Consider the following 22,690-nt stretch of genomic DNA (forward strand, 5'->3'; position numbering starts at 1 on the left):
GTCGCGACGCCGATCGCATACGGATTCGCCGATAACGCCGACGCGAACCGCTATGCCATGCCAAAGCCGATGCGATAACCTGCCCCGAAGGCGCGCGCGATGTCAGGCTTCTTTCGAATCGAACATCAGCAATTCGACGCCCGCCTGCGCGAAATTGGAGAGATCGTTGGCGGTCTTCTGACCTTCGGGCGAGCCGAGCGCGGTCTGGATCGCCTCGAGTGAATCGAACTGCAACAGCGCGACGAGGTGATACGGCGAATCGCCCGACGCGGCCACGACGGCCCCCGTGCTGATCTCATAGCGTCGCAGACCCGGCAGCGTCTTTGCGAGCGGCGCATGGGTCGAAGCATAGTATTCGTCGAATGCCTTCGGATCGGACGGATTCTTGTATAGCGCTACGAGTTGGGCCATCTTCGTGTCTCCTGGTGGTTGTACGGCGTGAATGAAATTCGCGTCGAGGCGTTACTGCTTTTCGAGTTGCAGATAGACGCGCTGCACGTTCTGCGGCTGCGCGATCGCATAGAGCTTGTCGTTCTTGAACGCCGGAACCTGCACGGTATGCCTCGCCTCGGTGAGACCGACACCGTTTTTATAGGCCCGTTTCACCGACGCATCCAGCTCGCGAAGATAATCGCCCGTCCGCATGATGGCTTCGCCGCGCAAAGGTGCGCCGAAGCCGGGAACGACTGTCTTCAGATCGAGCGCACGCAGGTTCTCCAGTGCGGCGAGCCAGCCGGGAATCTGCTCGTTGCGCAACTCGGGTATGCGTCCGTTCAAGACGAGCCCGCCCGCGAAGAGCACGCCGGTTTGCGTATCGAGCACGGCGAGATCGCCGGGCGTGCTCGCGGGTCCGAAGTGCAGCAGTTGCAGTTTGCGCCCGCCGCTATCGATTTCCGTCGTGCCGTTCACCGTTTGATCGGGCACTGTCACGCGCGAGCCGGCCATTTCATCTTCACCAAGCGTCTTGCGCAGATTCGCGAGGCAGATCGCGCAGCGCTCGCGGATCAGTTGCGCGGTGCGCGCGTGCGCGAGGATCGGCACGTCGTCGTCACGGAATGCGGACGCGCCGAACACGAACTCGGGCGCCTGATGCGTGATGATGACGAGCTTCACCGGCAACGGCGTGACCTTGCGGATCGCTTCGATCATCGCGCGGCCATAACGATACGACGACCCCGTGTCGATCACCGTCACGCCATCTTGCCCGACGATGAAGCCGTTGTTCGACACGATGCCGTGATTCGCGGGCGCCACCGCTTCGTTGTCGCCGAGGAACGCGTACACGTTCGGCGCAATCGCGACGGGCGCGGGCATTCCGCTCATCGCCGCGCGCGCGAGCGTGCTCAGCACGAGGAACAACGTGCAGACGAGCGCCCGCCATCGACGCCCCGTCATTTCATCGCCGATGCTTGCGCGCCGGCCGGTTGTGCGCTGACCGCGACCGCACCGTCCCATTGCTTGTTCTTGGTATCTTCAATATGCGCTTTCAGTTCGCCATTGCCGCCCGGCACGAAATAGAAGCGAAAATTCGGGTTCTCGCTAATCGAGAAATTGACGTTCGCGGTCATCACCGGTTTATCCGCATACGTGACCGAGACCTTGCGGATGAAGTACGCCGACGCATAGTTGCGCGTGACCTGGTTCATCGCCATGCCGGTGCGGTTCGGATGGCGCACCATCAATTGCGCGAGCTCGGGCTTGCCCGCGACGGCCTGTCCTTCAGCCTGAATCCTGACCTGTCCCGCGGCGCGTTCGGCGGCGTCATCGTCCTTGTCGGCGGGCGCGGAGCAGCCGCCCGATGCCTTCACGAAACGAATCGCGCTATAAAGCTTGCCGTCGTTCGTCTCCGCGATCACGCGCATGAACGTGTAGTCTTCCACGCGCACGCGCGTCTCGATCGTCGCGAGTCCGGACTCCGGCGTGAATTCGAAAGAACCGGCGTAAGGCTCGGGATTCTCGTCGATGAACAGATAGAGCTTCCTGATGTAATGCGTGGGCGTCTGCGGGAATCGCGCGTTGACGGCGATCGGCACGACGGCGGCGTCCGCCGCGCGCGCGGGCGCATCGAACTTGATGACGGCATCGCCGTGCGGATCGATCGCGCGGCCCTTGAAGGTGCCTTCCTTGAAGTCGAGCCAGCGCGCCACTTTGTCGGGATCGTCGTCGGGCTGCGCCGCTTGCGCGGCATACGGTGCGAGGACCGCGGCGGCGAGGCTCGCGATCGTCATCGCGCGCGTGCCGGACCATGCTGTGTTCATGATGTCCCTCCAATGCTGCACTACTGCTCCCACTCGAGTTCCGCATAAGCGGCCGTCACATTGCGACGGTGATAGATATCGACGAGGAGCCACTCGTCTTTCTCGTCGACGCCAATGCTATCGACGGCCTGCTGAATCGTTTCGCCTTTCTTGATGGCCGCACGCACATCGCGCGCCAGATCGGCGAGGTAACGCTCTTCGGCATCGAGCGATTGCGGCCACGGCGGATCGAGCGGACCGTGCCCCGGCACGACATGGCGCGGATTCATCTGGCGAATGCGCGCGATATCGTCCAGCCAGCCGGTCACGCTGCCATCGATCACGGGAATGCAGCGCACGAACAAAAGATCGCCGGTCCAGAACGTGCCGCTCTTCTCATCGTATACCGTCAAATCGTTGTTGGTATGCGCGGTTTTCCATGTGCGCAACGTGAGCGTGCGTCCGCCGATATCGAGCGTGCCGACGCCGTCGATGGTCTTCGTCGGCGCAATGATTTCGCTGCCCGCCGCCGCGCTGCCCAGTTCGCGATTCAGCGCGCGCATGTAGTTGTCCGCGCGTGCGGCTTCGGCTTGCGCGAGCGCCGCGCTGCCGACGAATTCCGGGTGATCGTCCTTGAACGCCGCATTGCCGAAAATGTGATCCGGATGCATGTGCGTGTTGATGACATAGCAAACCGGCAGCGGCGTGACCGCGCGTATTGCGGCGCGCAATGCGCGGCCTTCGTCGAGCGTGCCGCCCGTGTCGATCACCGCGACGCAGCGTGTTCCGACAATGAAGCCCACGTTGGCGATATCGCCGCCGTTTTCGGGCGTCGCGACATCGTCGTGACCGCGATGCGCGTAGTTGCCCGGCGCGATCTGTCTTATCAAAAGCACGCTCTCGCTCCGCGCGATAGTTGCGCATGCAATTAGTATGAGGAACATCGCACTGCGCCGGGCGGCGCTCATCGGACGCTGCCCGCTTCGGCCAGACGTCCGGACCGGCGCAGGCCGAACTGCGCGTATTCACGCTCCAGAAACGGCTCGGCGTGTTCGAGAAGAAAACGGCGAAACGCGAGACAGGTTGGCGACAGCTTTTTCGAGCGTGAATGCACGAGTTGCCAGGTCCGTTCGACGGGCGTGCCGTTCACGTCGAGCACGGCGATCTCACCCGTTCGCAATTCGAGCGACAACGTGTGCAGCGAGATCAGGCTTATGCCCATTCCGGCCATCACCGCCTGCTTGATGGTCTCGTTGCTCCCGAGCGTGACGCTGCGCGCGGGCACGAAAAGGTTCTGCCGGAAAACATGCTCGACAACCGCGCGCGTGCCCGAGCCCGGCTCGCGCAGAAGGAAGGTATCGTTCGCGAGTTCCTGCAAGTCGAACGCCTTCGCATGACGCAACGGATGCGACAGCGGCGCGACGATCACATGCGGATGCCAGGCAAGCGGCTCGACCGTCGTCCCGAGTTCGGGCGGTGGCCGGCCCATGATGGCGAGATCGGTCGCATTGTCTTGAAGCAAACGCAGAAGCGTCTCGCGATTGCCGACGGAGAAATGCACGTCGACTTTCGGATACTGCTGCCGGTAGAGCGCGAGGAGCTTGGGCGCGAAGTATGTCGCCGAGCTGACGATGCTCACCGCGATCGAGCCGCTGTCGGCTTGCGTGAGCGACATCATCGCGTCTTCGGCGTCCTTTATTTCGCCCAGTATGCGGGCCGCGTGATGCGATAGCCTTTCACCGGCTTCCGTGAGCGCCAGACGGCGCGCGACGCGTTCGAACAACGGCAGACCGATGGCTTCTTCCAGTTGGTGGATCTGCATCGATACGGCGGGCTGCGTGAGATGCAGTTCTTCCGCTGCGCGTGCGAAGCTCGGACAGCGGCTCGCTATCACGAAGATTTGTAGCTGACGCAGCGTCAGGGAGCGGATGAAATTCACGAAGGGTTTCTGTGGATGTCGGGGTCGCCCGGGCTTCGCTTTTATGCAATCCGGCGAAATACCCCAACAAAAAAGCATTCACCGGCTCGCCCGCGGCGCATTCGAGGGCTTCGCCGGCGCACCGCCCGGCGGACTCATGTTCTTGAGCGTTCCCTGATAAGCAATCGTCTCCTTCTGCAGCGGATGCGCAAAATCATTCCCATCGCCCGGCACTTCAGTGCGAATCATCAGTAATTGCCCGGGCACATCGTCGGCCATGACGAAGGTATATCGCTTGCCTGTGTACTTGGTGAAACGCTCTGCATTCGGATCATTCAAATAAGGCTGAATGACGATCTGCCGCGCCTTCTCGTGCTTGCCGAGCCCGAGCGATTCGCTCGACACCGGCGTGATCGCCGGTCCGGCCGCGAGCGCCATGCGCACACGCTGCTGGAAATAGCGCCGTTGACCGCCCGTCAGTTGCGCCATCTCCGCGATGTCATGCTCGAGAAAATAGATGATCGCCGGATTGCACGGCAGCCCGCCCGGCACGTCGACGTTGCCGGTTCGATCCGAAACATGCGCGTCGTTCTTGTTGTTGCCCGGACTCACGACGAGCACGCGCAGCGTATCCTTGACTTTCGACGGCGGCCCGGAATATTCCACCGCGTAGTCGAGCTCGGTCTGCGGTTCGACGCCGTTCATATGCGGCTGCATGAAAAGCAACTGCTCGGCCGGCTTGATGTTCGCGCCCGAGGCAGGCGCATCCGCTGCAATCGCACCGGCCGATATCGTCAGCGCAGCGCAAACAACGGCCCACGTGCGAAGAGAACGCTTCATTGCGCGCTTGCCGGCTGCAACGGCAGCAAGGGAACCTGATAGCTCGACAGAATCTGATCGATCTTCGGCTGATTCGATGCAATCCAGTTATCGACCTTGTCGCGCCACGCCTTTTCGCCGTATCGCACGCCCATCGAAATCTCGTAGTCGAAACGGATCGGCTGGCCCGCCGGGAACGGCACGAGGCGCACCTTGTTATCGGAGCGATTCGCGAAATAGCCTGCAATCGGCCCCCATACGAAAGCCGCATCGACATTGCCCTGCACCAGATCATGTTCGATCATTTCGCCCGGAAAAGCTTCGGGATCGCCGCTTTGCCCCTGATACGACACCGCCTGATTGATGAGGTCATGACTGAGCAGCCAGTCCGTCGCGGGACTCTTCACGAAGATGCCGAGCTTCATCTTCTTCAACTGCTCGGGCGGCAGATTCATGAGGTCCGAAGGCGATTTGATGCTCGCGTACTCGGGCTTGTTCGGGAACACCATGGCGTAAGTGGAATGCAGATACGGACGCGTGGTCGCGGTGAGCTCGTAGCCCTTCGGCACGCCGATGATCAGATCGCATTTGAAGCGCTCCGTTTGCGGCACTTTTTCGCGCAACGTGTTGCGCACGAAACCCATGCGCTGCGGCCAGTACGTGTATTCGAGCTTGTAGCCGAAGTCGCTCGCCATCTGGCTCGCGATCTTGTTCTCGTAACCTTCGCCCTTCGTGTTCGAGAGCGGCATGTTGTTGGGATCGGCGCACACGCGCAACACGCCGTCGGCGCCATCGTTGTTCGGCAAATCGGGCGGTGGACCGCCCGCGCCTTGCGCGAGCGCCTGTTGCGCCGGGAACGTCGCGAGGGCCGCGCATAGCACGGCGATGAATCGGAACGAAGCGGCGCGGCTTGCATTACGATCAGACATCGACACCTCCGGGTATGAGAGCAATCATCGGCGATGCAACGTCCTCATTTTGCATCGATTGCCTGCAGGTCGCCCGGATTGATCTTGCCATCGGAACGTCCCTTCAGATAGGCGAAGAGGTTCTCCCAGTTCTTCTGCATCATCTGACTGGAACTGAAGTCGGGCATCCCCTTGTCCACGCGCCCGCCGAACACCGTGCGATGAAATTCGTTCTTGTCCAGCGTCTTGAAAGCATCGATCAGCGACGGGCCGACCATACCTTCCTGCTTCGCCCCGTGACAACGTTCGCACGCCAGCGCGCGCCAGGTCTTCCAGCCTTGCAGCGTTTCGGTGTCGACCTTGTTGCCATCGACGACCTTGTACGCGACCGGCTTCATCTGTCCCGCGCCATCGGACGTCTGGGCAAACGAAGCGGAAGACGCAACGAGCGTCAACGTCAGCAGCAAGCGTGATCGGCCTTTCATGCGTCCAACTCCTTCATGTCTCGGTATAGGGGGTATTTCGGCGCGGCGGCCATTGCAGCCGCCGCGCATTGCCGCGATCAAATGAACTTCATCAACCCGGGATCGCGAAGATGAACAACGTGCCGCCGAGCGCCGTGTACTTCGCGAGCTCCTTGTAGCCGCCCACTGCGCCGAGGCCTTCCGTCGACTTCTCGAGACCCGCCGCCATGCCGATGCCGGCCCAGCCGCCAATTCCCGAATACACGCCGACATACTGCTTGCCCTGGTACTGGTAGGTGAACACGTTGCCGATCACACCCGACGGCGTCTTGAACTTCCACAGCTCCTTGCCGTCCTTGATGCGCACTGCCTTGATATAGCCTTCGAGCGTGCCGTAGAACACGATGCCGCCGGCGGTCGCGAGCGCGCCGGACCATACCGAGAACTTCTCCGGCTTGGACCACACGATCTTGCCCTTCGCGGCATCCCAGGCGATGAAGTTACCCATCGCGCCGTTCTCGTTCGGGCCCGGATACATCGAGAGCGTTGCGCCGACGAACGGCTGACCCGACACGTAATCGACCTGGAACGGCTCGTAGTCCATGCAGACGTGATTCGTCGGCACGAGGAACAGGCTGGAGTTCGGATCGAATGCGGCCGGCTGCTGGTCCTTCGAGCCGAGCGCCGCGGGGCAGATGTTCTTGACGTTGTGATCGGGCCCGGCCTTCTGCGTCGAATAGCTCGCGTTGCGGATCGGCAGGCCGCTCTTGAGATCGACGCTGTCGGCCCAGTTCACCGCCGGGTCGTACTTCTGCGCGACGAGCAACTGACCCGATTCGCGATTCAGCGTGTAGCCGAAGCCGTTGCGGTCGAAGTGAACGATCGCGGGCACCTTCTTGCCGCCGATGTTCAGGTCCGAGAGGATCATCTCGTTGACGCCGTCATAGTCCCACTCGTCGTGAGGCGTCATCTGATAGACCCACTTCGCCTTGCCCGTGTTGAGATCGCGCGCGAAGATCGTCATCGACCATTTGTTGTCGCCCGGACGCTGCGTCGGGTTCCACGTGCCCGGATTGCCCGAGCCGTAGTACACAAGGTTGAGCTTCGGGTCCCACGCATACCAGCCCCACGTCGTGCCGCCGCCGTACTTCCACTGATCGCCCTGCCAGCTCTTGAGCGACGAGTCCGCGCCAACCGGCGTCATCTTGCCGTCGGTCCAGGTCATGGTCGATTGCGGATCGATCAACATTTCGTTGTCCGGACCAACGCTATACGCCTTCCATACTTCCTTGCCGTCCTTGATGTTGTAGGCGATAAGACGTCCGCGCACGCCGAACTCACCGCCCGAGATGCCGGTCAGCACCTTGTCGCCGAAAACGTGCGGCGCATTGGTGTTGGTTTCGCCCTTCTTCGGATCGCCGTTCTGCGCGGTCCAGACGACGTCGCCGGTTTTGGCGTCGAGCGCGACGAGCTTCGTATCGGCTTGCTGGAGGAAGATCTTGCCGTCGCCATATGCAAGGCCGCGGTTGACCGTATCGCAGCACATCACCGAAATGACCGACGTGTCCTGCTTCGGCTGGTATTGCCAGATAAAGGTCTGATCCTTCAGGTTGATGGCGATGACCTTGTTGGGGAATGGCGAGTGGATATACATCGTGTCGCCGATGACGAGTGGCGAGCCTTCATGGCCGCGCAGCACGCCGGTCGACATGGTCCAGGCAACCTGTAGCTTGCCGACGTTGCTTTCGTTGATTTGCTTGAGCGTGCTATAGCGGTGATTCGAATAATCGCCCGCCTGCGCCGCCCAGTTCGAGGGATTCTTGATGAGGCTGTCGAGTTGCGGGTCGGCCTGGGCCACATATGAATTCAGGCCAGCCGTCCCGACCACCGCCAGTCCAAGAACCAGGGTGCGTAAGTTCATGTCTCCTCCAGAATGGTGATGCCTCCGACCCAGGGATGACCACGCTACCAGGTTGCATCGTGCGCGCCTTCAAATGCAGGTAACGAGCTGCGCTTGGTCCGGTGCATAGCCGGACGATTGCGTAGAGAGGCTAATTGCATATTCCATGCCGGTTTAACTCGCATTGCTTTAAATCGGGAATTTGACGGGGGCAGGTGTTGTTAGTCGGCGGGTTTCTTTCGGGTGACGAGACATACTGTGTCAAATACAGCAATGGACCGCGTGACATGACGCGATGCAGCATGTTTTCTTTGGCGCATACTGGGTCTCGTCGAATTTTTTTAGAGGCTTCGCCATGACCCAAGCCGAAAAGGTCTATTCCGACGAGGAAATCAAGCAACGTCTGACTGGCGCGCTCAAGCACTGGTATGTGGAGGATGGCTGGCTCAGGCGCAAGTTCAAGACGGAGAGCTGGAAAGGAACGCTCATGGTCGTCAATACGGTCGGGCATCTGGCGGAAACCGCCTGGCATCATCCGGATCTGACCGTTTCTTATGCGTTCGTCATCGTCAAGCTCAAGACGCATTCCGCCAAGGGCATTACCGATAAGGACTTTGCGCTTGCTTCGAAGATCGAAGAGGTTATTCAGTGGCAACCCGGCAAGGAAGATGGGCCGCTTGATGGCACACCCTCGGATGATCAGCGATTCCGCTATGTCAAGTATGACGATGCTTGATTGGATGCTTTTTGTATTGCCGGATCTCGGTTTGTTATTGGTTTATTAGCGTTGCCCCTGTGCGGGGCGGCAGTTACTTTCTTTGCTGCTGCAATGAAGGCAGCTTTTATCGCGCGCGGCGCGGGGGCTTTTTGAGGCTTCGAGGGTTTTCGCCGGATCCCGTGTTCGTGTCGGTTTATTAGCGTTGCCCCTGTGCGGGGCGGCAGTCACTTTCTTTGCTGCTGCAAAGAAAGTAACCAAAGAAACAGCTATCCCCATCCAAAGTGCTTCACACCGGCCGCGGCACAGGCGATTGACCTAATGGCCCCCAGAGTAGCGAGTGCCCCCACAAAACTCACGGGGCGTGGCTCGCGCACGGTCTGACGCATCGCACCACACAACAGATTGGCTCAGCACGAAATAGCGCCGGCCCGCTGCGCGGCCGATGGGTCAATCGGCGGGGGGCGGGTGCGTGCGCTTCCTTCTCGCTGGTTTCCCTCGCATACCCAGCGGCAGCGCGCAGCGCTGTGCCGATGCTATTTCGTGCTGAACCAATCCGGCGGGCGGCGCGATGCGGCAGACCGTGCGCGAGCCAAGCCCGAGTGGGCCTGTGAGGGCGACACTTAGGCGAGTGCCAACTTGAGGGAGAAAATTGGCCAAGTTGCGTGTGACAGCGGGCCTGAGAAGCTGCTTTCTTTGGTTACTTTCTTTGCAGCAGCAAAGAAAGTGACTGCCGCCCCGCACAGGGGCAGTGCTAATAAACCGACACGAATACGGGATCCGGCGAAAACCCTCGAAGCCTCAAAAAGCCCCCGCGCCACGCGCGATAAAAGGTGCCTGCATTGCCGCAGCAAAGAAAGTGACTGCCGCCCCGCACAGGGGCAGTGCTAATAAACCGACACGAATACGGGATCCGGCAACAACCAAAAACCAAAAACCAAAAACCAAATTGGTACAGGATTTGCCTATCCCCTAGGCCTCAAAAAAAATCCGTGCAAAAAGGAAGCCACTCCGATGCTGACCTCCCCCGGACGCTTATCGCCCCCGGCGATCACAGTCGAATCGCCATCGCGCCTGCATCTTGGCTTCATCGATCCGAACGGCTCTCTGGGCCGCGCGTTCGGAAGCGTGGGACTCGCCATCGACGCGCACGGCACGCGAATCACCGCGCGACAAGCGCCAGCCTCGCGACGAACCTCGATCATCGAAGGCACCATCAACGACGCCCAGCGCGAGCGCGTCGAGCGATATCTCGAACAACTCGAATCGGCGCTAGGCAACGGCCCGGCAATCGACATCGAAATACATGAAACACCGCGCGCCCACACGGGCCTCGGCTCCGGCACGCAACTGGCGCTGGCGCTCGGCACCGCGTTCGCCCATGCAAGAGGCCACGAAGCAAGCACCGCCGATATCGCAAGAATCCTCGCACGCGGTGCGCGCTCCGGCATCGGCATACATACATTCGATCACGGCGGCCTGATCGTCGACGGCGGGCGCAATGCTTCCCGCAAGACACCGCCGCCGCTCATCGCACGCCAGCCGTTCCCGGATGCATGGCGCGTGCTGCTCATCGACGACACCTCGCGCGAAGGCCTCCACGGCGACGCGGAAAAGCGCGGCCTCGCGTCGCTCGCGCCCTTTCCCGCCGCGCTCGCCGCGCATCTCGCCCATCTCGTGCTGATGCGCATTCTGCCCGGCGTCGCGGAAAGCGATTTCGACACCTTCGCCGACGCCATCTGCGACCTGCAACAGACCATCGGCGAATACTTCGCGCCCGTGCAAGGCGGCGTGTTCGCGAGTCTGGCCGTCGCGCGCGCGCTCGAAGCCGTCGCCGCCGAGATGAAGGCGGGCATCGGCCAGACGTCGTGGGGGCCGGTCGGCTTCGCGTTCATCGCGAGCACGCAGGACGCCGAACGCGCGCTCGCGGCGGCGCAACGCGTCTCGCAAGGCGGCCCGCTCACGTTCACGGTCGCCGCGGGACGCAATCGCGGCGCGACGTGGCGCGCGGCCGACCGGCGTCATCACGGCGCGGACGCGGCCTGAGCACGCAGCGCATCGACAGGTTCAATCGACACTTACACGCCAATCGAGTCCATCGCCATGCCCGAAGCCACCGAACGACCCTACGTCCTGCACATGTTCACCAGCACGCCGCAAATGAGCCCGTTCGACGTGAACATGGCCGCCGACGCGGGTTATCAGATCCTCGTGCCGTACTGCAACGTCGATGAGGACATCGTCGTGCAGCTCACGCAGGACGCGATCTTCTCGCGCGGGCCGAAAGGCGTGTCGCGCACCGGCATCTTCATCGGCGGACGCGACGTGATGCTCGCCGCCGACATGCTCGAAAAAGCCCGCAACGCAATGGTCCCGCCCTTCGAAGTCTCCGTCTTCGCCGATCCGAGCGGCGCTTACACGACGGCCGCCGCGCTCGTCGCGCTCGCGGAAAAGCATCTGCGCGCCGCGCATTCGGTCGATCTCGGCGGCAAGCGGGTATTGCTGCTCGGCGGCACGGGCGCGGTCGGGCGCGTGGCGGCGGCGATGGCCGCGTCGCTCGGCGCGGACGTCGTCGTCGCGAGCCATTCCAGCCAGTCGCGCGCGACGCAGGTGAGCGACGAGATCAATCGCCGCTTCGATATCGCGACCTCGGGCGTCGCGACCGGCTCGCCCGATCTGCTGCACCGCGAACTCGCGCGCGCGGAAGTGGTGTTCGCGACTGCCGCGGCGGGCGTGCAGGTGATGACATCCGCCGATCTCGCGCACGCAAAAAATCTTCTGATCGCCGCCGATGTCAACGCCGTGCCGCCCGAAGGCATCGCCGGCGTGAACGTGATGGACGACGGCAAGCCGCTCGCCGGCGCGGCGCGCGCGGACGCCGTCGGCATCGGCGCGCTCGCCATCGGCAACGTGAAGTATCAGGCGGAACATCGCCTCTTCCTGCGCATGCGCACCGGCGGCAAGCCCGTTTATCTCGGCTTTCCCGAAGCATTCGACGAAGCCCGCTCGATCGTCGCCGGACAAAGCGCATGACATCCGCCGATGCCGCCCGCGCGCCGCGCGTCGCCGTCGCGGGACTGTCGGCGCGGCTTGTCGCGCAATCGGCGGCGCGCGCGGGGCTGAATGTCGTCGCGCTCGATATTTTTGGCGACCGCGACACGCGCGAGCACGCGGGCCTGTGGTTCGATATCGGCGGCAATGGTCTGTCGATCGACCGCGCGCGTCTCTACGATGCGCTCGAACACGCAGCCCGCCTGCCGCGCATGCTCGGCCTCATCGTGACGAGCGGCCTCGAACCGCTCGCGGCCGAACTTGCGCGTGCGCCGCGCGTGCCGCGTTTCATCGGCAACGGCGCGCAGGCGGAAGCGGTGCGCGATCCACGGCGCTTTTTTGCGTTGCTCGACGAGGCGCACATCACGCATCCGGAAGTGCGCCCTACGCCGCCCGCCGATCGCAGCGGCTGGCTCGTCAAGCGCTCCGACGGCTGCGGCGGCACGCATATCGAATGGGCGGACGATATCGAGCGCGCACCCGCCGGCGCGTATTTTCAGCGGCTCGCGAAAGGCCGTTCGATGTCAGCGCTCTTCGTCGCCGCCCATCGCGAGGCAGCCGTGATCGGCTTCGCGGAGCAACTGACGGTCGAGGCGGGACGCCTGCCCTTCGTGCACGCGGGCTCGCTCGGGCCGGTGCGATTGCCGCGGCACGTCGCGGCGCGCATCGTCGAGGCCATCGACACGATCGTCTGGCAAACGGACCTGACCGGCCTGAACAGCATCGATTTCCTGCTCGACGGCGACACCTTCAGCGTGCTCGAAATCAACACGCGTCCGTCCTCGACGATGGCGCTCTACGAAACCGCCTGGCCCGACGCGTGGCCGCGCGGGCTGATCGGCGCGCATCTGGACGCGTGTCTGCATGGCGAGCTGCCGCACGCGGCCGCGCAGTCGCCGCCGCTTTTTGCGGGACAGCGCGTCGTGTTCGCGCGCGAAGGCTTCAGCGCATCGCGCGCGTTCAGCGATGCATGCTTTCACGATCCCGCGTGCCACGACGTGCCGCTCGCCGGCGCGCGCATCGAAGCGGGCCAGCCGGTCTGCACGATGACCGTCACCGCGCCCGCGTTCGCCGAGCTGCGCGACGCCCTGGACCGCGAGCACGCGCGCCTTTTGCAACGCATCGAAACCTTATCGAGACCATGACTTCGACCTTTCAGGCGGACGCCGCGATCAGCGTCAACGAAACGAGCGAGCGGCTCGTCGCACGTCTCATCGACGACGCCGCGCGTCTTCACGTCGATGTGACGCGCACGGACGGCGGCACCGTCATCGTCGATGCGGGCGTGGATGCGAAAGGCAGCGCCGACGCGGGCATCCTGATCGCGCGCATCTGCATGGGCGGGCTCGGTCGCGTGGCGAGGCGCGTCGCTTTCGATCAGGCGCCGCTGTGGCCGGGTTTCATCGAAGTGCATACGAGCAATCCGGTCCTCGCCTGCCTCGCGAGCCAGTACGCGGGCTGGAGCCTCTCCGCGACGAAGGAACAGACGGGCGGCAAGAAGTTCTTCTCGCTCGGCTCGGGCCCGGCGCGCGCGCTCGCGTGCAAGGAGCCGCTGTTCGACGAGCTCGGCTATCGCGACCGGCACGATCGCGGCGCGCTCGTGATGGAAGTGGATCGCCTGCCGCCGCAAGTCGTCATCGACAAGGTGCTCAACGATTGCGGCCTCGCGCCGGAGCATCTCGTGATCGCCGTGACACCGACACAGTCTGTGGCGGGCACGGTTCAGGTCGTCGCGCGTGTCGTGGAAGTTGCGCTGCACAAGACGCACGTGCTGGGCGTGGATCTCGCGGAAATCGTCGAAGGCAGCGGCAGCGCGCCGCTTCCGCCGCCCGCGCCCGACGGCATCCAGGCGATGGGCCGCACCAACGACGCTATTCTCTACGGCGGCCGCGTGCATCTGACCGTGAAAAGCGATGCGGTTGCGAAGCGCCTCGCGGCCGAATTGCCGTCGTCGAATGCGCGCGATCATGGCCGTCCGTTCGCCGACATCTTCGCGTCGTTCAACTACGACTTCTATCAGATCGACCCGGCGTTGTTCGCGCCCGCCGAAGTGTGGGTGTCGAGCCTGGAAAGCGGCGCGACGTATCTCGGCGGCAAGATCGACCACGCGCTGCTGGAGAAGCAATGGAGCGCGTCATGAGCGTGCGCGTCGCCATCATGACCGATGAAACCGGCTGGCACACCGCCCGCCTCAAAAAAGCCTTCCGCACGCGCGACGTGGATGCGCGCTGCGTCGATCTCGCGGATTGCCGCATCGACACGACATGGAAGCCGCACGGCCTCGCGATTCCCGGTTTCGGCCACACGCTGCCCGACGCGGCGATCGTGCGCGGGATCGCGGGCGGCACCTTCGAGCAAGTGACGTTGCGGCTCGGCATCCTGCACGCGCTGCGCGAATGCGGCGTGCCCGTCTATAACGATGCGCGCGCGATCGAGCGCAGCGTGGACAAGTCGATGACGAGCTTTCTGCTCAATCGCTACGGCGTGCCGACGCCCGCGACGTGGGCCGGGGAATCGCCCGCGCATGCGCAGCGCGTGCTGATGCGCGAGGCGGCGGCGGGCCGGCGGGTCGTGATGAAGCCGCTCTTCGGTTCGCAGGGCAAGGGCCTGAAAAAGCCCGGCGTGAAATTGCCGTCGCTCAAGCCGTTCAGTCAGGTCGCCTATCTGCAGCGTTATGTCGATGCGGGCACGCCCGGCTTCGACTGGCGCGTGCTCGTGATCGGCGGGCAGGCCGTCGCGGCGATGAAGCGCGTCGGCGGCGAGGACTGGATTCACAACTTCGCGCGCGGCGCGCGCTGCGAGGCGGCGGAACTGTCGCCCGCGCTCGCGGACATCGCCGTGCGCGCGACGGCGGCGCTCGGGCTCGATTACGCGGGCGTCGATCTGATTCCGTCGGAGGGCGGGCGGCCGGTCGTGCTCGAAGTGAACGGCGTCGCGGCGTGGCGCGGCCTGCAATCGGTGACGCCGGTCGATATCGCGGCGCTGCTCGTCGACGATCTGCTCGATCGCAAGCTGGCCGCTTCGAAAAGCGCGCTCGCGCTCGCCAGCGGCGATGAACGCTTCTGACGCACCGCTCGCCGTCCGCGCGCGCGCCGCGTTCCTGCGCGCGTGCCGGCTCGACGTCGAGACGAGAAAGCCCGGCAACGTGAGCGTCGCGAGCGCGGGACACGGCATGACGTCGGCGCAATTCATCGCGAGCGCGGAAACTGCGGCGGCGGGTCTTTTCGCGCCGCATGCACGCGTGGGCGCGCGCATTCTCGACGCCGTGCGCCGCACGTCCGACGCGGTCGGCTGCAATACGAACCTCGGCATCGTGCTGCTCGCCGCGCCCTTGTGCGCCGCGCTCGATTCGTTCGGCGCGAGCGCATCGGTCGATGCGGCGCGCTGGCATCGGGCGACGGAGCGCGTGCTGGCGGAACTGGATATCGACGATGCGCGCCTCGCCTATCGCGCGATTGCGCTCGCCAATCCGGGCGGCCTGGGCGACGCGCCCGAGCAGTCCGTCCACGCGCCGCCGACCGTGAACCTGCGCGCGGCGATGATGCTGGCGGCGGATCGCGACAGCATCGCGCGTCAATACGAGAACGGTTTCGCCGACGTATTCGGCGCGGCGGACCCGGTCACGCCGTCGACGGAGCATCGCGCGATGCTCGACGCGTATCTGATGTTTCTCTCGGGCTGGCCCGATTCGCACATAGTGCGCAAAGCGGGCGCGGCGGTGGCGCAAAGTGTCACGCGCGATGCGGCGCGGCATCGCGCGAACTGGCGCATGGCGGGCAGTCCCGCCGAGTCGCCGGCGCTCGACGGCTGGGACGCCGAACTGAAGGCGCGCGGCATCAATCCGGGCACGAGCGCGGACCTCGCGGTGGCGGCGCTCTTCGTCGCGCTGGCGGTGTCGCCGATGAACGCATGAAGTCTGCCCCGCGCGGACAAAAAATTGGCACGGAACATGTTAGGAGATTCCGAGGTTGAGCGATCGCATCGTCGGAACGCCGATCGAGCCGCGAGCCGGGAGCAAGTCGTCAGGGTCTGCAACCACACATCACTGGAGGAACAGCATGGCCAAGATCAACCGCGTCATGGTGGGAGAGTCGCTCGTCGGCGATGGCAACGAAGTCGCGCACATCGACTTGATCATCGGACCGCGAGGTTCCGCTGCCGAGACGGCGTTCTGTCACGCGCTCACGAACAACAAGGATGGCTTCACGTCGCTGCTCGCGGTGGTCGCGCCGAATCTGCTGACCAAGCCGAACACGATTCTCTTCAACAAGGTGACGATCAAGGGCGCGAAGCAGGCGGTGCAGATGTTCGGCCCGGCGCAGCGCGCGGTAGCGATGGCCGTCGCCGACAGCGTGGAAGGCGGCGTCATTCCCGCCGATGAGGCCGACGACCTGTTCGTCTGCGTCGGCGTGTTCATTCACTGGGAAGCGGATAACGACCAGAAGATCCACGACTTCAACTATCAGGCGACGAAGGAAGCGATCGCGCGCGCGGTGGCGGGCGAGCCGTCGGCGCAGGAGGTAGTATCGAAGAAGGGAACGATGTCGCATCCGTTCTCGCCGAGCTGATGATGTGCTGCGTGGCCGGTGCGTGCTTGTTCGTTCTTGCGTGCCGGCCGCCGATTCGGATGGACACAACCACGAGGTTCATCGCATGACCCCACGTTGCTGCGCGTTGACGGTGCTTACGTGCCTCTCGCTGATTTCGCCGGTTTCGATCGCCGCGACGGGGGCTGGTGGCGGCGCGCCCGCTGGCACGCACGATTATCCGACCGAAGGGCGCGTCGAGTACGTGCTCGGGTGCATGGACGACAACGGGCACGATTTCGCCAACGTGTACAAGTGCTCTTGTGCGATCGACAAGATCGCTGCGGTGCTTCCTTACGACGACTACGTCGAGCAGTCCACGTTTTCCAAATACGCTACGTTAGGCGGCGAAGGCGGCGCCGAGTTTCGCGTCGATCGGGCTAAGGCGCAGACCAAGAAGTTTCGTGAGCTTCAGAGGGATGCTTATAAGGCTTGCGGGATTCAGCAGAAGTCTGCGGCTAAGTGAATGGTTTTGTTGTGTGTTTGTCTTCTTGTGTGTGTGTCGCCGGATCCCGGTTTGTTATTGGTCTATTAGCACTGCCCCTGTGCGGGGCGGCAGTCACTTTCTTTGCTGCTGCAAAGAAAGTAACCAAAGAAAGCAGCTTCTCACGCCCGCTGTCACACGCAACTTGGCCAATTTTCTCCTTGCAGATGGCCCTCGCCTAAGTGTCACCCTCACAGGCCCAATCGGACTTGGCTCGCGCACGATCTGACAAGCCATACGTTTTAGCGCGCTGGTTCAGCACGAAATAGCATCGGCACAGCGCTGCGCGCTGCCGTTGGGTATGCGAGGGAAACCATGCTAATAACAAATGCCGTGAGATGGCAGCGTTAGTAAGGGAGCACGCGCAGACCCGATTGACCCATCGGCCGCGAAGCGGGCCGGCGCTATTTCGTGCTGAACCAATCTGGCGTGTGGTGCGATGCGTCAGATCGTGCGCGATCCAAGCCCCGTGAGTTTTGTGAGGGCACTCGCTACTCTGGGGGCCATTCAGCCAATCGCCTGTGCCGCGGCCGGCATGAAGCACTTTGGATGGAAAAGCTGCTTTCTTTGGTTACTTTCTTTGCAGCAGCAAAGAAAGTGACTGCCGCCCCGCACAGGGGCAACGCTTATAGACCGACGCGAACACGGGATCCGGCGAAAACCCTCGAAGCCTCAAAAAGCCCCCGCGCCGAGCGCGATAAAAGCTGCTCTCTTTGCAGCAGCAAAGAAAGTGACTGCCGCCCCGCACAGGGGCAACACTAATAAACCACTAAGAAAACGGGATCCGGCGAAAACCAAAAACCAAATCACTCCGGCACATACCCCCGCCCAATCCAGGCAAGACTGACACCACAAACATCGGCCGAGCGCCGCCGCTCGATAACGACACCAACCGCCTCGACATCATCGAACTTCGCGGGTTTCGCGAGCGTAACGCGAACCCAGTGAGCGCCGAAATCCGCGATGACCATCTGCGCGATGCGTTCCGCCAGCGCCTCGAGCAACTGCAATCCATGCGAGGCGAACAGCGCAAGAACCGCTTCCCGCACTGCCGCATAATTCACCGTATCTTCGATCCGGTCAGTGAGACAAGCGCGAATGGAAGGCACGCCGATAGCAAGGTCAAGCCGCACCGGCTGCGGGTCATGCAATTCGGTCTTGTCGATGCCGATGACCGTCTGCCCCGTAAGCCCTTCGATATATACGATGTCCAATGCAGCACACGCCTCGGAAACACGAGGTTGCGGTGCAACATAACCCGCTTCGCGAATCGGTTCGAATCGGCCCATATGCCTGATGCCGCGCAAAGGCGGCCCTATAGAATCGCCAGAGTAATCCGTAAGCTACAAGCAAAAAACGGGCGCGTTGGCCCCACTCTATGCGACTACTTATTGAACCAATGCGTCTAAGGATGTAACCTTTTTGAGAACCGGCCCGACAACCCGGTCACGAGGCGCGCCCAGAACAGGCGAACAGAGCGCCAGCGTAGTCACACAACAAATTCAGCGCCGGACGGCGCGCGACACCCGCGCACCGGAATGCGGCGCAACGGAGACTTGCCCCCATGTCGTCGCTTGTTGACGTAGACACGCATGTCCGGGAAGTGCTGAACATCGTCCACAATCCGCTGGCCGCACGTCGCGCCAGCGATTCGGTCGCGCAATCGTGGCTGCGGTGCCTCACGGAATTCAGGCTCGATCCGGGCCGCTTCGTCATGCCGCCCGTGCTCACTCAGCACGAACTCAACGACCGCCGCGAGGCCGCGAGCGATCTCATCGCGTGCTCGAAGCTGGAAATGACGACGTTGTATCAGCAACTCGCCGATCCTGAACTCGCCGTCGTGCTCGTCGATGCGGACGGCGTCATCGTGCATCAGGTGTCGTCGGTGCCGTTCGGCGAAGCAGTCGCCGCCGATGGCCTGCGCGTCGGCGCGCTGTGGAGCGAGCGCGAGGCCGGGACCAACGGCATGGGCACATGTCTCATCGAACGCGATTGCATCGCCGTGTGCCAGCACGAGCACTTTTATCCGCGCTATACGTCGCTCACCTGCTCCGCCGCGCCGATCTTCGACGAACGCGGCGCCGTCGCCGGCGTGCTCGACGTGACGAGCCGCTCGAAGCTCTTGCAACAGCATTCGCTCGTGCTCGTCGGCATGTCGCGGCAGATGATCGAAAATCGTCTGATCGATGCGCGTTACCGGCACGCGAACATCATCCACTTTCACAGCAGGCCCGAGTTCGTCGGCACGCTGCACGCGGGCAAGCTCGCTGTCGGCGACGATGGCGTCGTGCTCGCCGCGAGCCGCAGCGCGCTCTTCCAGCTCGACCTGCGCTCGCCCGCCGAACTCTGCGGCAAGCGCATCGAAGAAGCGTTCAATGCTTCGCTGGAGGACATGATCGCGCGCAGCATACGCGGCTCGTTTCATCCCGTGACGGTCTACAGCGCGAAGGCGAACAGCCGCTTCTTCCTCACCGCGCAGACGCCGCGCGAAGGCGCGAACGGCGCGACACGCATCCTGATGAACGATCCCCTGTCGCGCGATCTGTCCGCCTCCGACGCGCGCGCGAAAGCATCGAAGAAGGACACGCGCGAGACCGGCGGCGCCGGCCGTCTCGACAAGCTCGCGCATCTGGAATTCGGCGATCCGCGCATGGCCTCGCAGATTCAGCTCGCCGCGCGCGTGATCCAGCGCAAGATCCCGATCATCCTTCGCGGCCAGACGGGCACCGGCAAGGAAGTGTTCGCCAATGCGCTGCACAGCATCAGCCCGAACGGAACCGGTCCGTTCGTCGCCGTGAATTGCGCGTCGCTGCCGGAGAATCTGATCGAAAGCGAGTTGTTCGGTTATCGCGCGGGCGCGTTCACCGGCGCGCAGCGCGAAGGCCGGCGCGGCAAGATCGTGCAGGCGAACGGCGGCACGCTCTTTCTCGATGAAATCGGCGACATGCCGCTCGCTTTGCAGGCGCGTTTGCTGCGCGTGCTGGAAGAGCACGAGGTCACGCCGCTCGGCGCGGAAACCACCGTGAAGGTGGACTTTCAGTTGATCAGCGCGAGCCACCGCAATCTCGTCGAACTCGTGCAGACGGGCATGTTCCGCGAGGACCTGTATTACCGGCTCAACGGTATCGAGATCAATCTGCCGCCGCTGCGTGAACGCGCCGATGCGCTCGCGCTCATCGCGCATATTCTCGAAACCGAATCCGACGATCCGCCCGCGCTTTCCGCCGAAGCGCGTCAGGCGCTGCTGTCGTATCCGTGGCCGGGCAATATTCGCCAGTTGCGTCACGTGCTGCAAATGGCGATCGCGCTCTGCGACGGTCCCGAGATCCGCTGCGCACATCTGCCGCCGGAGATCGCGAACGGCGCGACTGCGAGTGCGCAGACGCCTGCGCGCTCGCCGGGTGCGCCGCCCACGCATCCGAGCGAAGAAGCGGATACATCGTCGCTCAACGCGATTCAAGTGAAGGAGCGCGAGACCGTGTTGCAACTGCTCGACGAGCATCGCTGGAACGTGAGCAATGTCGCGAAAGTGCTCGGCATCAGCCGTAACACGCTGTACCGGAAGATGCATCGCCTGCATATTCGCCTGTCGCACGACACGCCTGCATCCGACGCATGACGCAACCCACGCCCGCCCGCCGGCTCGACGAGTTCAAGCCCGACGCGCGCTTCGCGTGGTGCGTGACCGGCTCCGGCCATATGCTCGACGAGTCGATCGAACTCGCGCGGCAACTACCCGGCGTCGATCTGTTCCTTTCCGCTGCGGGCGAAGAAGTGCTGCCGCTCTATGGCTTGACCCTCGCCAAGCTGCGCGAGCACTTCAAGGTGTTTCGCGACAACAGCGCGAGCAGCGTGCCTGTCGGCATGATCTATAACGGGGAATATCACACGGTCGTGATCGCGCCCGCGACGAGCAATACCGTCGCTAAGTGCGCGTTCGGCATCTCCGATACCTTGCCCACGAACCTCTATGCGCAAGCGGGCAAGCAATGCGTGCCAGGCATCGTGTTCGCATGCGATACCGCGCCGAGTGTCATCACGCAGACCCCGCATGAATGGGTCGAAGTGCGGCCACGCGCGATCGAGTTCGAGAACGTGGAGCGGCTCGCGCGCTTCGCGCATACCACCGTGGCCCGCTCGCTCGACGATCTCAAAGCCGCGCTCGATCAACGCCTGTCGGACCTGAAGCTCGCATGGAACACATCGTCTTCCTGACGGGGCGGCTCGCGCAGCTCAGCCTCCATCAGGTACTCGAAAGCATCGCGCCCGCCGCCGTGGGATCGCCGTTCACGTGGGAAATTCGCGAGATCGGCTTGCAGGTCGCGGGACTGATGACCGCCGACATGATCCGGCGCCGCGTCGCCGCGCCTTTGAGCGAGCGCACGAGCCGCATGATCGTGCCCGGCCGATGCCGTGGCGATCTCGACGCCTTGAGCGCGCATTACGGCGTGCGCGTCGAGCGCGGCCCCGAGGAAGTGAAGGACTTGCCGCAATTTTTCGGACGCGAGGCGCGGCATATGGATCTGTCGCGCTACGAGACGGAAATCTTCGCGGAAATCGTGGATGCGCCGCGCCTCGATCTCGACGGCATCGCGGCGCGCGCGCGCGAATACAAGCGTCAGGGCGCGGATGTCATCGATGTCGGCTGTCTCCCGGAGACGGCGTTTCCGCATCTCGAAGACGCCGTTGCGATGTTGAAGGAGCAAGGCTATCGCGTGAGCGTCGATTCGATGCACGATGAAGAACTCGTGCGCGGCGGACGCGCGGGCGCGGACTATGTGATGAGCCTGAACGTCGACACGTTATGGATCGCCGATGAAATCGCCTCGACGCCGATTCTCGTGCCGCGCGAACCCGCGGACGCCGCCTCGCTCGATGCCGCCATCGAAGCGATGACGAAGCGCGGCCGCCCCTTTCTCGCCGATCCGATTCTCGATCCGATTCCGTTCGGGCTCGCGGCTTCCATCGCGCGATATGTATCGTTGCGCGAGCGCTATCGCGATGTGCCGATCATGATGGGCGTCGGCAACGTGACCGAGCTGACCGAGGCGGATACGAGCGGCATCAATGCGGTGCTGTTCGGCATGGCGGCCGAATTGCGCATCGCCGCCGTGTTGACGACATCGGTCAGTCTGCACGCACGGCGTGCCGTTCGCGAAGCCGATGTCGCGCGGCGTGTGATGCATGCCGCGCGCGAAACGCAGACGCTGCCCAAAGGCATTTCCGCCGATCTGTCCGCGCTGCATGCGAAGCGGCCGTTTCCGTATAGCGCGGAAGAGATCGCCGCGCTAGCCGATGCGATTAGGGATCCGAATTATCGCGTGCAGATATCTGCCGAAGGAATTCATGTCTATAACCGCGATGGTCATCACGTCGCCATCGATCCGTTCGCGCTTTATCCCGAGCTCAAGGTCGAAAGCGATGGCGGTCATGCGTTCTATCTCGGCGTGCAGCTTGCGCGCGCGGAGATCGCCTGGCAGCTAGGCAAACGCTTCGATCAGGATCAGCCGCTCGACTGGGGATGCGAAGTCGAGCGGCCGGAGGAGGATCTGATGACGTGGCACGCGCCGGGCAGCACGAAGAAGAGGAATCAGTGATCGCGCTTTGC

At 63.3% G+C, this 22,690-nt stretch carries 22 protein-coding genes; 12 read left to right on the top strand and 10 right to left on the bottom strand.

Annotation, left to right across the window (positions count from 1 at the left end):
• Positions 1 to 102: 102 nt before the first annotated feature.
• The 9 genes from NOV72_RS25530 to NOV72_RS25570 all read right to left on the bottom strand — a co-directional run bounded on the left by NOV72_RS25530 (position 103) and on the right by NOV72_RS25570 (position 8,267).
• Positions 103 to 411 (bottom strand): EthD family reductase, encoded by a 309-nt coding sequence (locus NOV72_RS25530; protein WP_106857344.1) that lies wholly within the window; start codon positions 409 to 411, stop codon positions 103 to 105.
• Between the two features lie 51 nt (positions 412 to 462).
• A complete protein-coding gene (locus NOV72_RS25535; RefSeq protein ID WP_106857345.1) occupies positions 463 to 1,395 on the bottom strand; it encodes an MBL fold metallo-hydrolase in 933 nt (310 codons plus the stop codon).
• Complete coding sequence (locus tag NOV72_RS25540) at positions 1,392 to 2,258, bottom strand: quinoprotein dehydrogenase-associated SoxYZ-like carrier (RefSeq protein ID WP_106857346.1); 867 nt, start codon at positions 2,256 to 2,258, stop codon at positions 1,392 to 1,394. The genes NOV72_RS25535 and NOV72_RS25540 overlap by 4 nt, the downstream gene beginning before the upstream one ends.
• Positions 2,259 to 2,278: 20 nt before the next feature.
• The gene (locus NOV72_RS25545) at positions 2,279 to 3,133 is read right to left on the bottom strand and encodes a quinoprotein relay system zinc metallohydrolase 2 (RefSeq protein ID WP_245933149.1); all 855 of its coding nucleotides are present in this window, start codon (positions 3,131 to 3,133) and stop codon (positions 2,279 to 2,281) included.
• 68 nt (positions 3,134 to 3,201) lie between these two features.
• A complete protein-coding gene (locus NOV72_RS25550; protein WP_106857348.1) occupies positions 3,202 to 4,176 on the bottom strand; it encodes a LysR family transcriptional regulator in 975 nt (324 codons plus the stop codon).
• A gap of 78 nt (positions 4,177 to 4,254) precedes the next feature.
• Positions 4,255 to 4,995 (bottom strand): hypothetical protein, encoded by a 741-nt coding sequence (locus tag NOV72_RS25555; RefSeq protein WP_106857349.1) that lies wholly within the window; start codon positions 4,993 to 4,995, stop codon positions 4,255 to 4,257.
• Positions 4,992 to 5,903 carry a substrate-binding domain-containing protein gene (locus tag NOV72_RS25560; protein WP_106857350.1) on the bottom strand — a complete coding sequence of 304 codons (912 nt, stop codon included), beginning with the start codon at positions 5,901 to 5,903 and terminating at the stop codon, positions 4,992 to 4,994. The genes NOV72_RS25555 and NOV72_RS25560 overlap by 4 nt, the downstream gene beginning before the upstream one ends.
• Positions 5,904 to 5,947: 44 nt before the next feature.
• A complete protein-coding gene (locus NOV72_RS25565; RefSeq protein WP_106857351.1) occupies positions 5,948 to 6,367 on the bottom strand; it encodes a c-type cytochrome in 420 nt (139 codons plus the stop codon).
• A 91-nt stretch (positions 6,368 to 6,458) separates the two neighbouring features.
• Positions 6,459 to 8,267, bottom strand: a complete 1,809-nt coding sequence (locus NOV72_RS25570) for a methanol/ethanol family PQQ-dependent dehydrogenase (RefSeq protein ID WP_106857352.1) — start codon at positions 8,265 to 8,267, stop codon at positions 6,459 to 6,461.
• Between the two features lie 334 nt (positions 8,268 to 8,601).
• Between NOV72_RS25570 and NOV72_RS25575 the strand changes: the two genes are divergently transcribed.
• The 9 genes from NOV72_RS25575 (at position 8,602) to NOV72_RS25625 (ending at position 17,064) form a co-directional block, all read left to right on the top strand.
• Positions 8,602 to 8,982 carry a 4a-hydroxytetrahydrobiopterin dehydratase gene (locus NOV72_RS25575; protein WP_106857353.1) on the top strand — a complete coding sequence of 127 codons (381 nt, stop codon included), beginning with the start codon at positions 8,602 to 8,604 and terminating at the stop codon, positions 8,980 to 8,982.
• A gap of 993 nt (positions 8,983 to 9,975) precedes the next feature.
• Entirely contained in the window at positions 9,976 to 11,007 is a 1,032-nt protein-coding gene (locus tag NOV72_RS25590) for a beta-ribofuranosylaminobenzene 5'-phosphate synthase family protein (protein WP_106857356.1), read from the top strand.
• A 57-nt stretch (positions 11,008 to 11,064) separates the two neighbouring features.
• Positions 11,065 to 11,994 (top strand): NAD(P)-dependent methylenetetrahydromethanopterin dehydrogenase, encoded by a 930-nt coding sequence (locus NOV72_RS25595; RefSeq protein WP_106857357.1) that lies wholly within the window; start codon positions 11,065 to 11,067, stop codon positions 11,992 to 11,994.
• Positions 11,991 to 13,157 (top strand): ATP-grasp domain-containing protein, encoded by a 1,167-nt coding sequence (locus NOV72_RS25600; protein ID WP_106857358.1) that lies wholly within the window; start codon positions 11,991 to 11,993, stop codon positions 13,155 to 13,157. The genes NOV72_RS25595 and NOV72_RS25600 overlap by 4 nt, the downstream gene beginning before the upstream one ends.
• Positions 13,154 to 14,152: a methenyltetrahydromethanopterin cyclohydrolase gene (gene mch, locus NOV72_RS25605; protein WP_106857359.1), complete on the top strand. Its 999-nt coding sequence runs from the start codon at positions 13,154 to 13,156 to the stop codon at positions 14,150 to 14,152. Before NOV72_RS25600 ends, mch begins: the two co-directional genes overlap by 4 nt.
• A complete protein-coding gene (locus NOV72_RS25610; RefSeq protein WP_106857377.1) occupies positions 14,149 to 15,078 on the top strand; it encodes an ATP-grasp domain-containing protein in 930 nt (309 codons plus the stop codon). The genes mch and NOV72_RS25610 overlap by 4 nt, the downstream gene beginning before the upstream one ends.
• Complete coding sequence (locus NOV72_RS25615) at positions 15,065 to 15,925, top strand: triphosphoribosyl-dephospho-CoA synthase (protein WP_106857360.1); 861 nt, start codon at positions 15,065 to 15,067, stop codon at positions 15,923 to 15,925. Before NOV72_RS25610 ends, NOV72_RS25615 begins: the two co-directional genes overlap by 14 nt.
• A 145-nt stretch (positions 15,926 to 16,070) precedes the next feature.
• On the top strand, positions 16,071 to 16,580 hold the full coding sequence (gene fae, locus NOV72_RS25620; protein WP_106857361.1) for a formaldehyde-activating enzyme: 510 nt from the start codon (positions 16,071 to 16,073) through the stop codon (positions 16,578 to 16,580).
• A gap of 85 nt (positions 16,581 to 16,665) precedes the next feature.
• Positions 16,666 to 17,064, top strand: coding sequence for a hypothetical protein (locus tag NOV72_RS25625; protein ID WP_106857362.1), 399 nt, complete (start codon positions 16,666 to 16,668; stop codon positions 17,062 to 17,064).
• 824 nt (positions 17,065 to 17,888) lie between these two features.
• Here the strand turns inward: NOV72_RS25625 and NOV72_RS25635 are convergent.
• On the bottom strand, positions 17,889 to 18,371 hold the full coding sequence (locus NOV72_RS25635; protein ID WP_245933150.1) for a dihydroneopterin aldolase: 483 nt from the start codon (positions 18,369 to 18,371) through the stop codon (positions 17,889 to 17,891).
• A 275-nt stretch (positions 18,372 to 18,646) separates the two neighbouring features.
• Here NOV72_RS25635 and NOV72_RS25640 point away from each other — a divergent pair, with 275 nt between their 5' ends.
• From NOV72_RS25640 to NOV72_RS25650, 3 genes are read left to right on the top strand one after another with little or no spacing between them, the layout of a single operon-like run.
• Positions 18,647 to 20,701, top strand: coding sequence for a sigma-54-dependent Fis family transcriptional regulator (locus NOV72_RS25640; RefSeq protein ID WP_106857364.1), 2,055 nt, complete (start codon positions 18,647 to 18,649; stop codon positions 20,699 to 20,701).
• Positions 20,698 to 21,297 (top strand): flavoprotein, encoded by a 600-nt coding sequence (locus NOV72_RS25645; RefSeq protein ID WP_106857365.1) that lies wholly within the window; start codon positions 20,698 to 20,700, stop codon positions 21,295 to 21,297. The genes NOV72_RS25640 and NOV72_RS25645 overlap by 4 nt, the downstream gene beginning before the upstream one ends.
• The gene (locus tag NOV72_RS25650; protein WP_106857366.1) at positions 21,276 to 22,679 is read left to right on the top strand and encodes a DUF6513 domain-containing protein; all 1,404 of its coding nucleotides are present in this window, start codon (positions 21,276 to 21,278) and stop codon (positions 22,677 to 22,679) included. Before NOV72_RS25645 ends, NOV72_RS25650 begins: the two co-directional genes overlap by 22 nt.
• Positions 22,680 to 22,690 lie beyond the last annotated feature (11 nt).

Source organism: Caballeronia novacaledonica, from assembly GCF_900258035.1.
In the GTDB taxonomy this organism is placed as follows: Bacteria; Pseudomonadota; Gammaproteobacteria; order Burkholderiales; family Burkholderiaceae; genus Caballeronia; species Caballeronia novacaledonica.

What these genes read in the sequence shown, in the direction of transcription:
- NOV72_RS25530 (WP_106857344.1), bottom strand. Translation starts at nt 411, where the DNA reads ATGGCCCAACTCGTAGCGCTATACAAGAATCCGTCCGATCCGAAGGCA.
- NOV72_RS25535 (WP_106857345.1), bottom strand. Translation starts at nt 1,395, where the DNA reads ATGACGGGGCGTCGATGGCGGGCGCTCGTCTGCACGTTGTTCCTCGTG.
- NOV72_RS25540 (WP_106857346.1), bottom strand. Translation starts at nt 2,258, where the DNA reads ATGAACACAGCATGGTCCGGCACGCGCGCGATGACGATCGCGAGCCTC.
- NOV72_RS25555 (WP_106857349.1), bottom strand. Translation starts at nt 4,995, where the DNA reads ATGAAGCGTTCTCTTCGCACGTGGGCCGTTGTTTGCGCTGCGCTGACG.
- NOV72_RS25560 (WP_106857350.1), bottom strand. Translation starts at nt 5,903, where the DNA reads ATGTCTGATCGTAATGCAAGCCGCGCCGCTTCGTTCCGATTCATCGCC.
- NOV72_RS25565 (WP_106857351.1), bottom strand. Translation starts at nt 6,367, where the DNA reads ATGAAAGGCCGATCACGCTTGCTGCTGACGTTGACGCTCGTTGCGTCT.
- NOV72_RS25570 (WP_106857352.1), bottom strand. Translation starts at nt 8,267, where the DNA reads ATGAACTTACGCACCCTGGTTCTTGGACTGGCGGTGGTCGGGACGGCT.
- NOV72_RS25575 (WP_106857353.1), top strand. Translation starts at nt 8,602, where the DNA reads ATGACCCAAGCCGAAAAGGTCTATTCCGACGAGGAAATCAAGCAACGT.
- NOV72_RS25590 (WP_106857356.1), top strand. Translation starts at nt 9,976, where the DNA reads ATGCTGACCTCCCCCGGACGCTTATCGCCCCCGGCGATCACAGTCGAA.
- NOV72_RS25595 (WP_106857357.1), top strand. Translation starts at nt 11,065, where the DNA reads ATGCCCGAAGCCACCGAACGACCCTACGTCCTGCACATGTTCACCAGC.
- NOV72_RS25600 (WP_106857358.1), top strand. Translation starts at nt 11,991, where the DNA reads ATGACATCCGCCGATGCCGCCCGCGCGCCGCGCGTCGCCGTCGCGGGA.
- mch (WP_106857359.1), top strand. Translation starts at nt 13,154, where the DNA reads ATGACTTCGACCTTTCAGGCGGACGCCGCGATCAGCGTCAACGAAACG.
- NOV72_RS25610 (WP_106857377.1), top strand. Translation starts at nt 14,149, where the DNA reads ATGAGCGTGCGCGTCGCCATCATGACCGATGAAACCGGCTGGCACACC.
- NOV72_RS25615 (WP_106857360.1), top strand. Translation starts at nt 15,065, where the DNA reads ATGAACGCTTCTGACGCACCGCTCGCCGTCCGCGCGCGCGCCGCGTTC.
- fae (WP_106857361.1), top strand. Translation starts at nt 16,071, where the DNA reads ATGGCCAAGATCAACCGCGTCATGGTGGGAGAGTCGCTCGTCGGCGAT.
- NOV72_RS25625 (WP_106857362.1), top strand. Translation starts at nt 16,666, where the DNA reads ATGACCCCACGTTGCTGCGCGTTGACGGTGCTTACGTGCCTCTCGCTG.
- NOV72_RS25635 (WP_245933150.1), bottom strand. Translation starts at nt 18,371, where the DNA reads ATGGGCCGATTCGAACCGATTCGCGAAGCGGGTTATGTTGCACCGCAA.
- NOV72_RS25640 (WP_106857364.1), top strand. Translation starts at nt 18,647, where the DNA reads ATGTCGTCGCTTGTTGACGTAGACACGCATGTCCGGGAAGTGCTGAAC.
- NOV72_RS25645 (WP_106857365.1), top strand. Translation starts at nt 20,698, where the DNA reads ATGACGCAACCCACGCCCGCCCGCCGGCTCGACGAGTTCAAGCCCGAC.
- NOV72_RS25650 (WP_106857366.1), top strand. Translation starts at nt 21,276, where the DNA reads ATGGAACACATCGTCTTCCTGACGGGGCGGCTCGCGCAGCTCAGCCTC.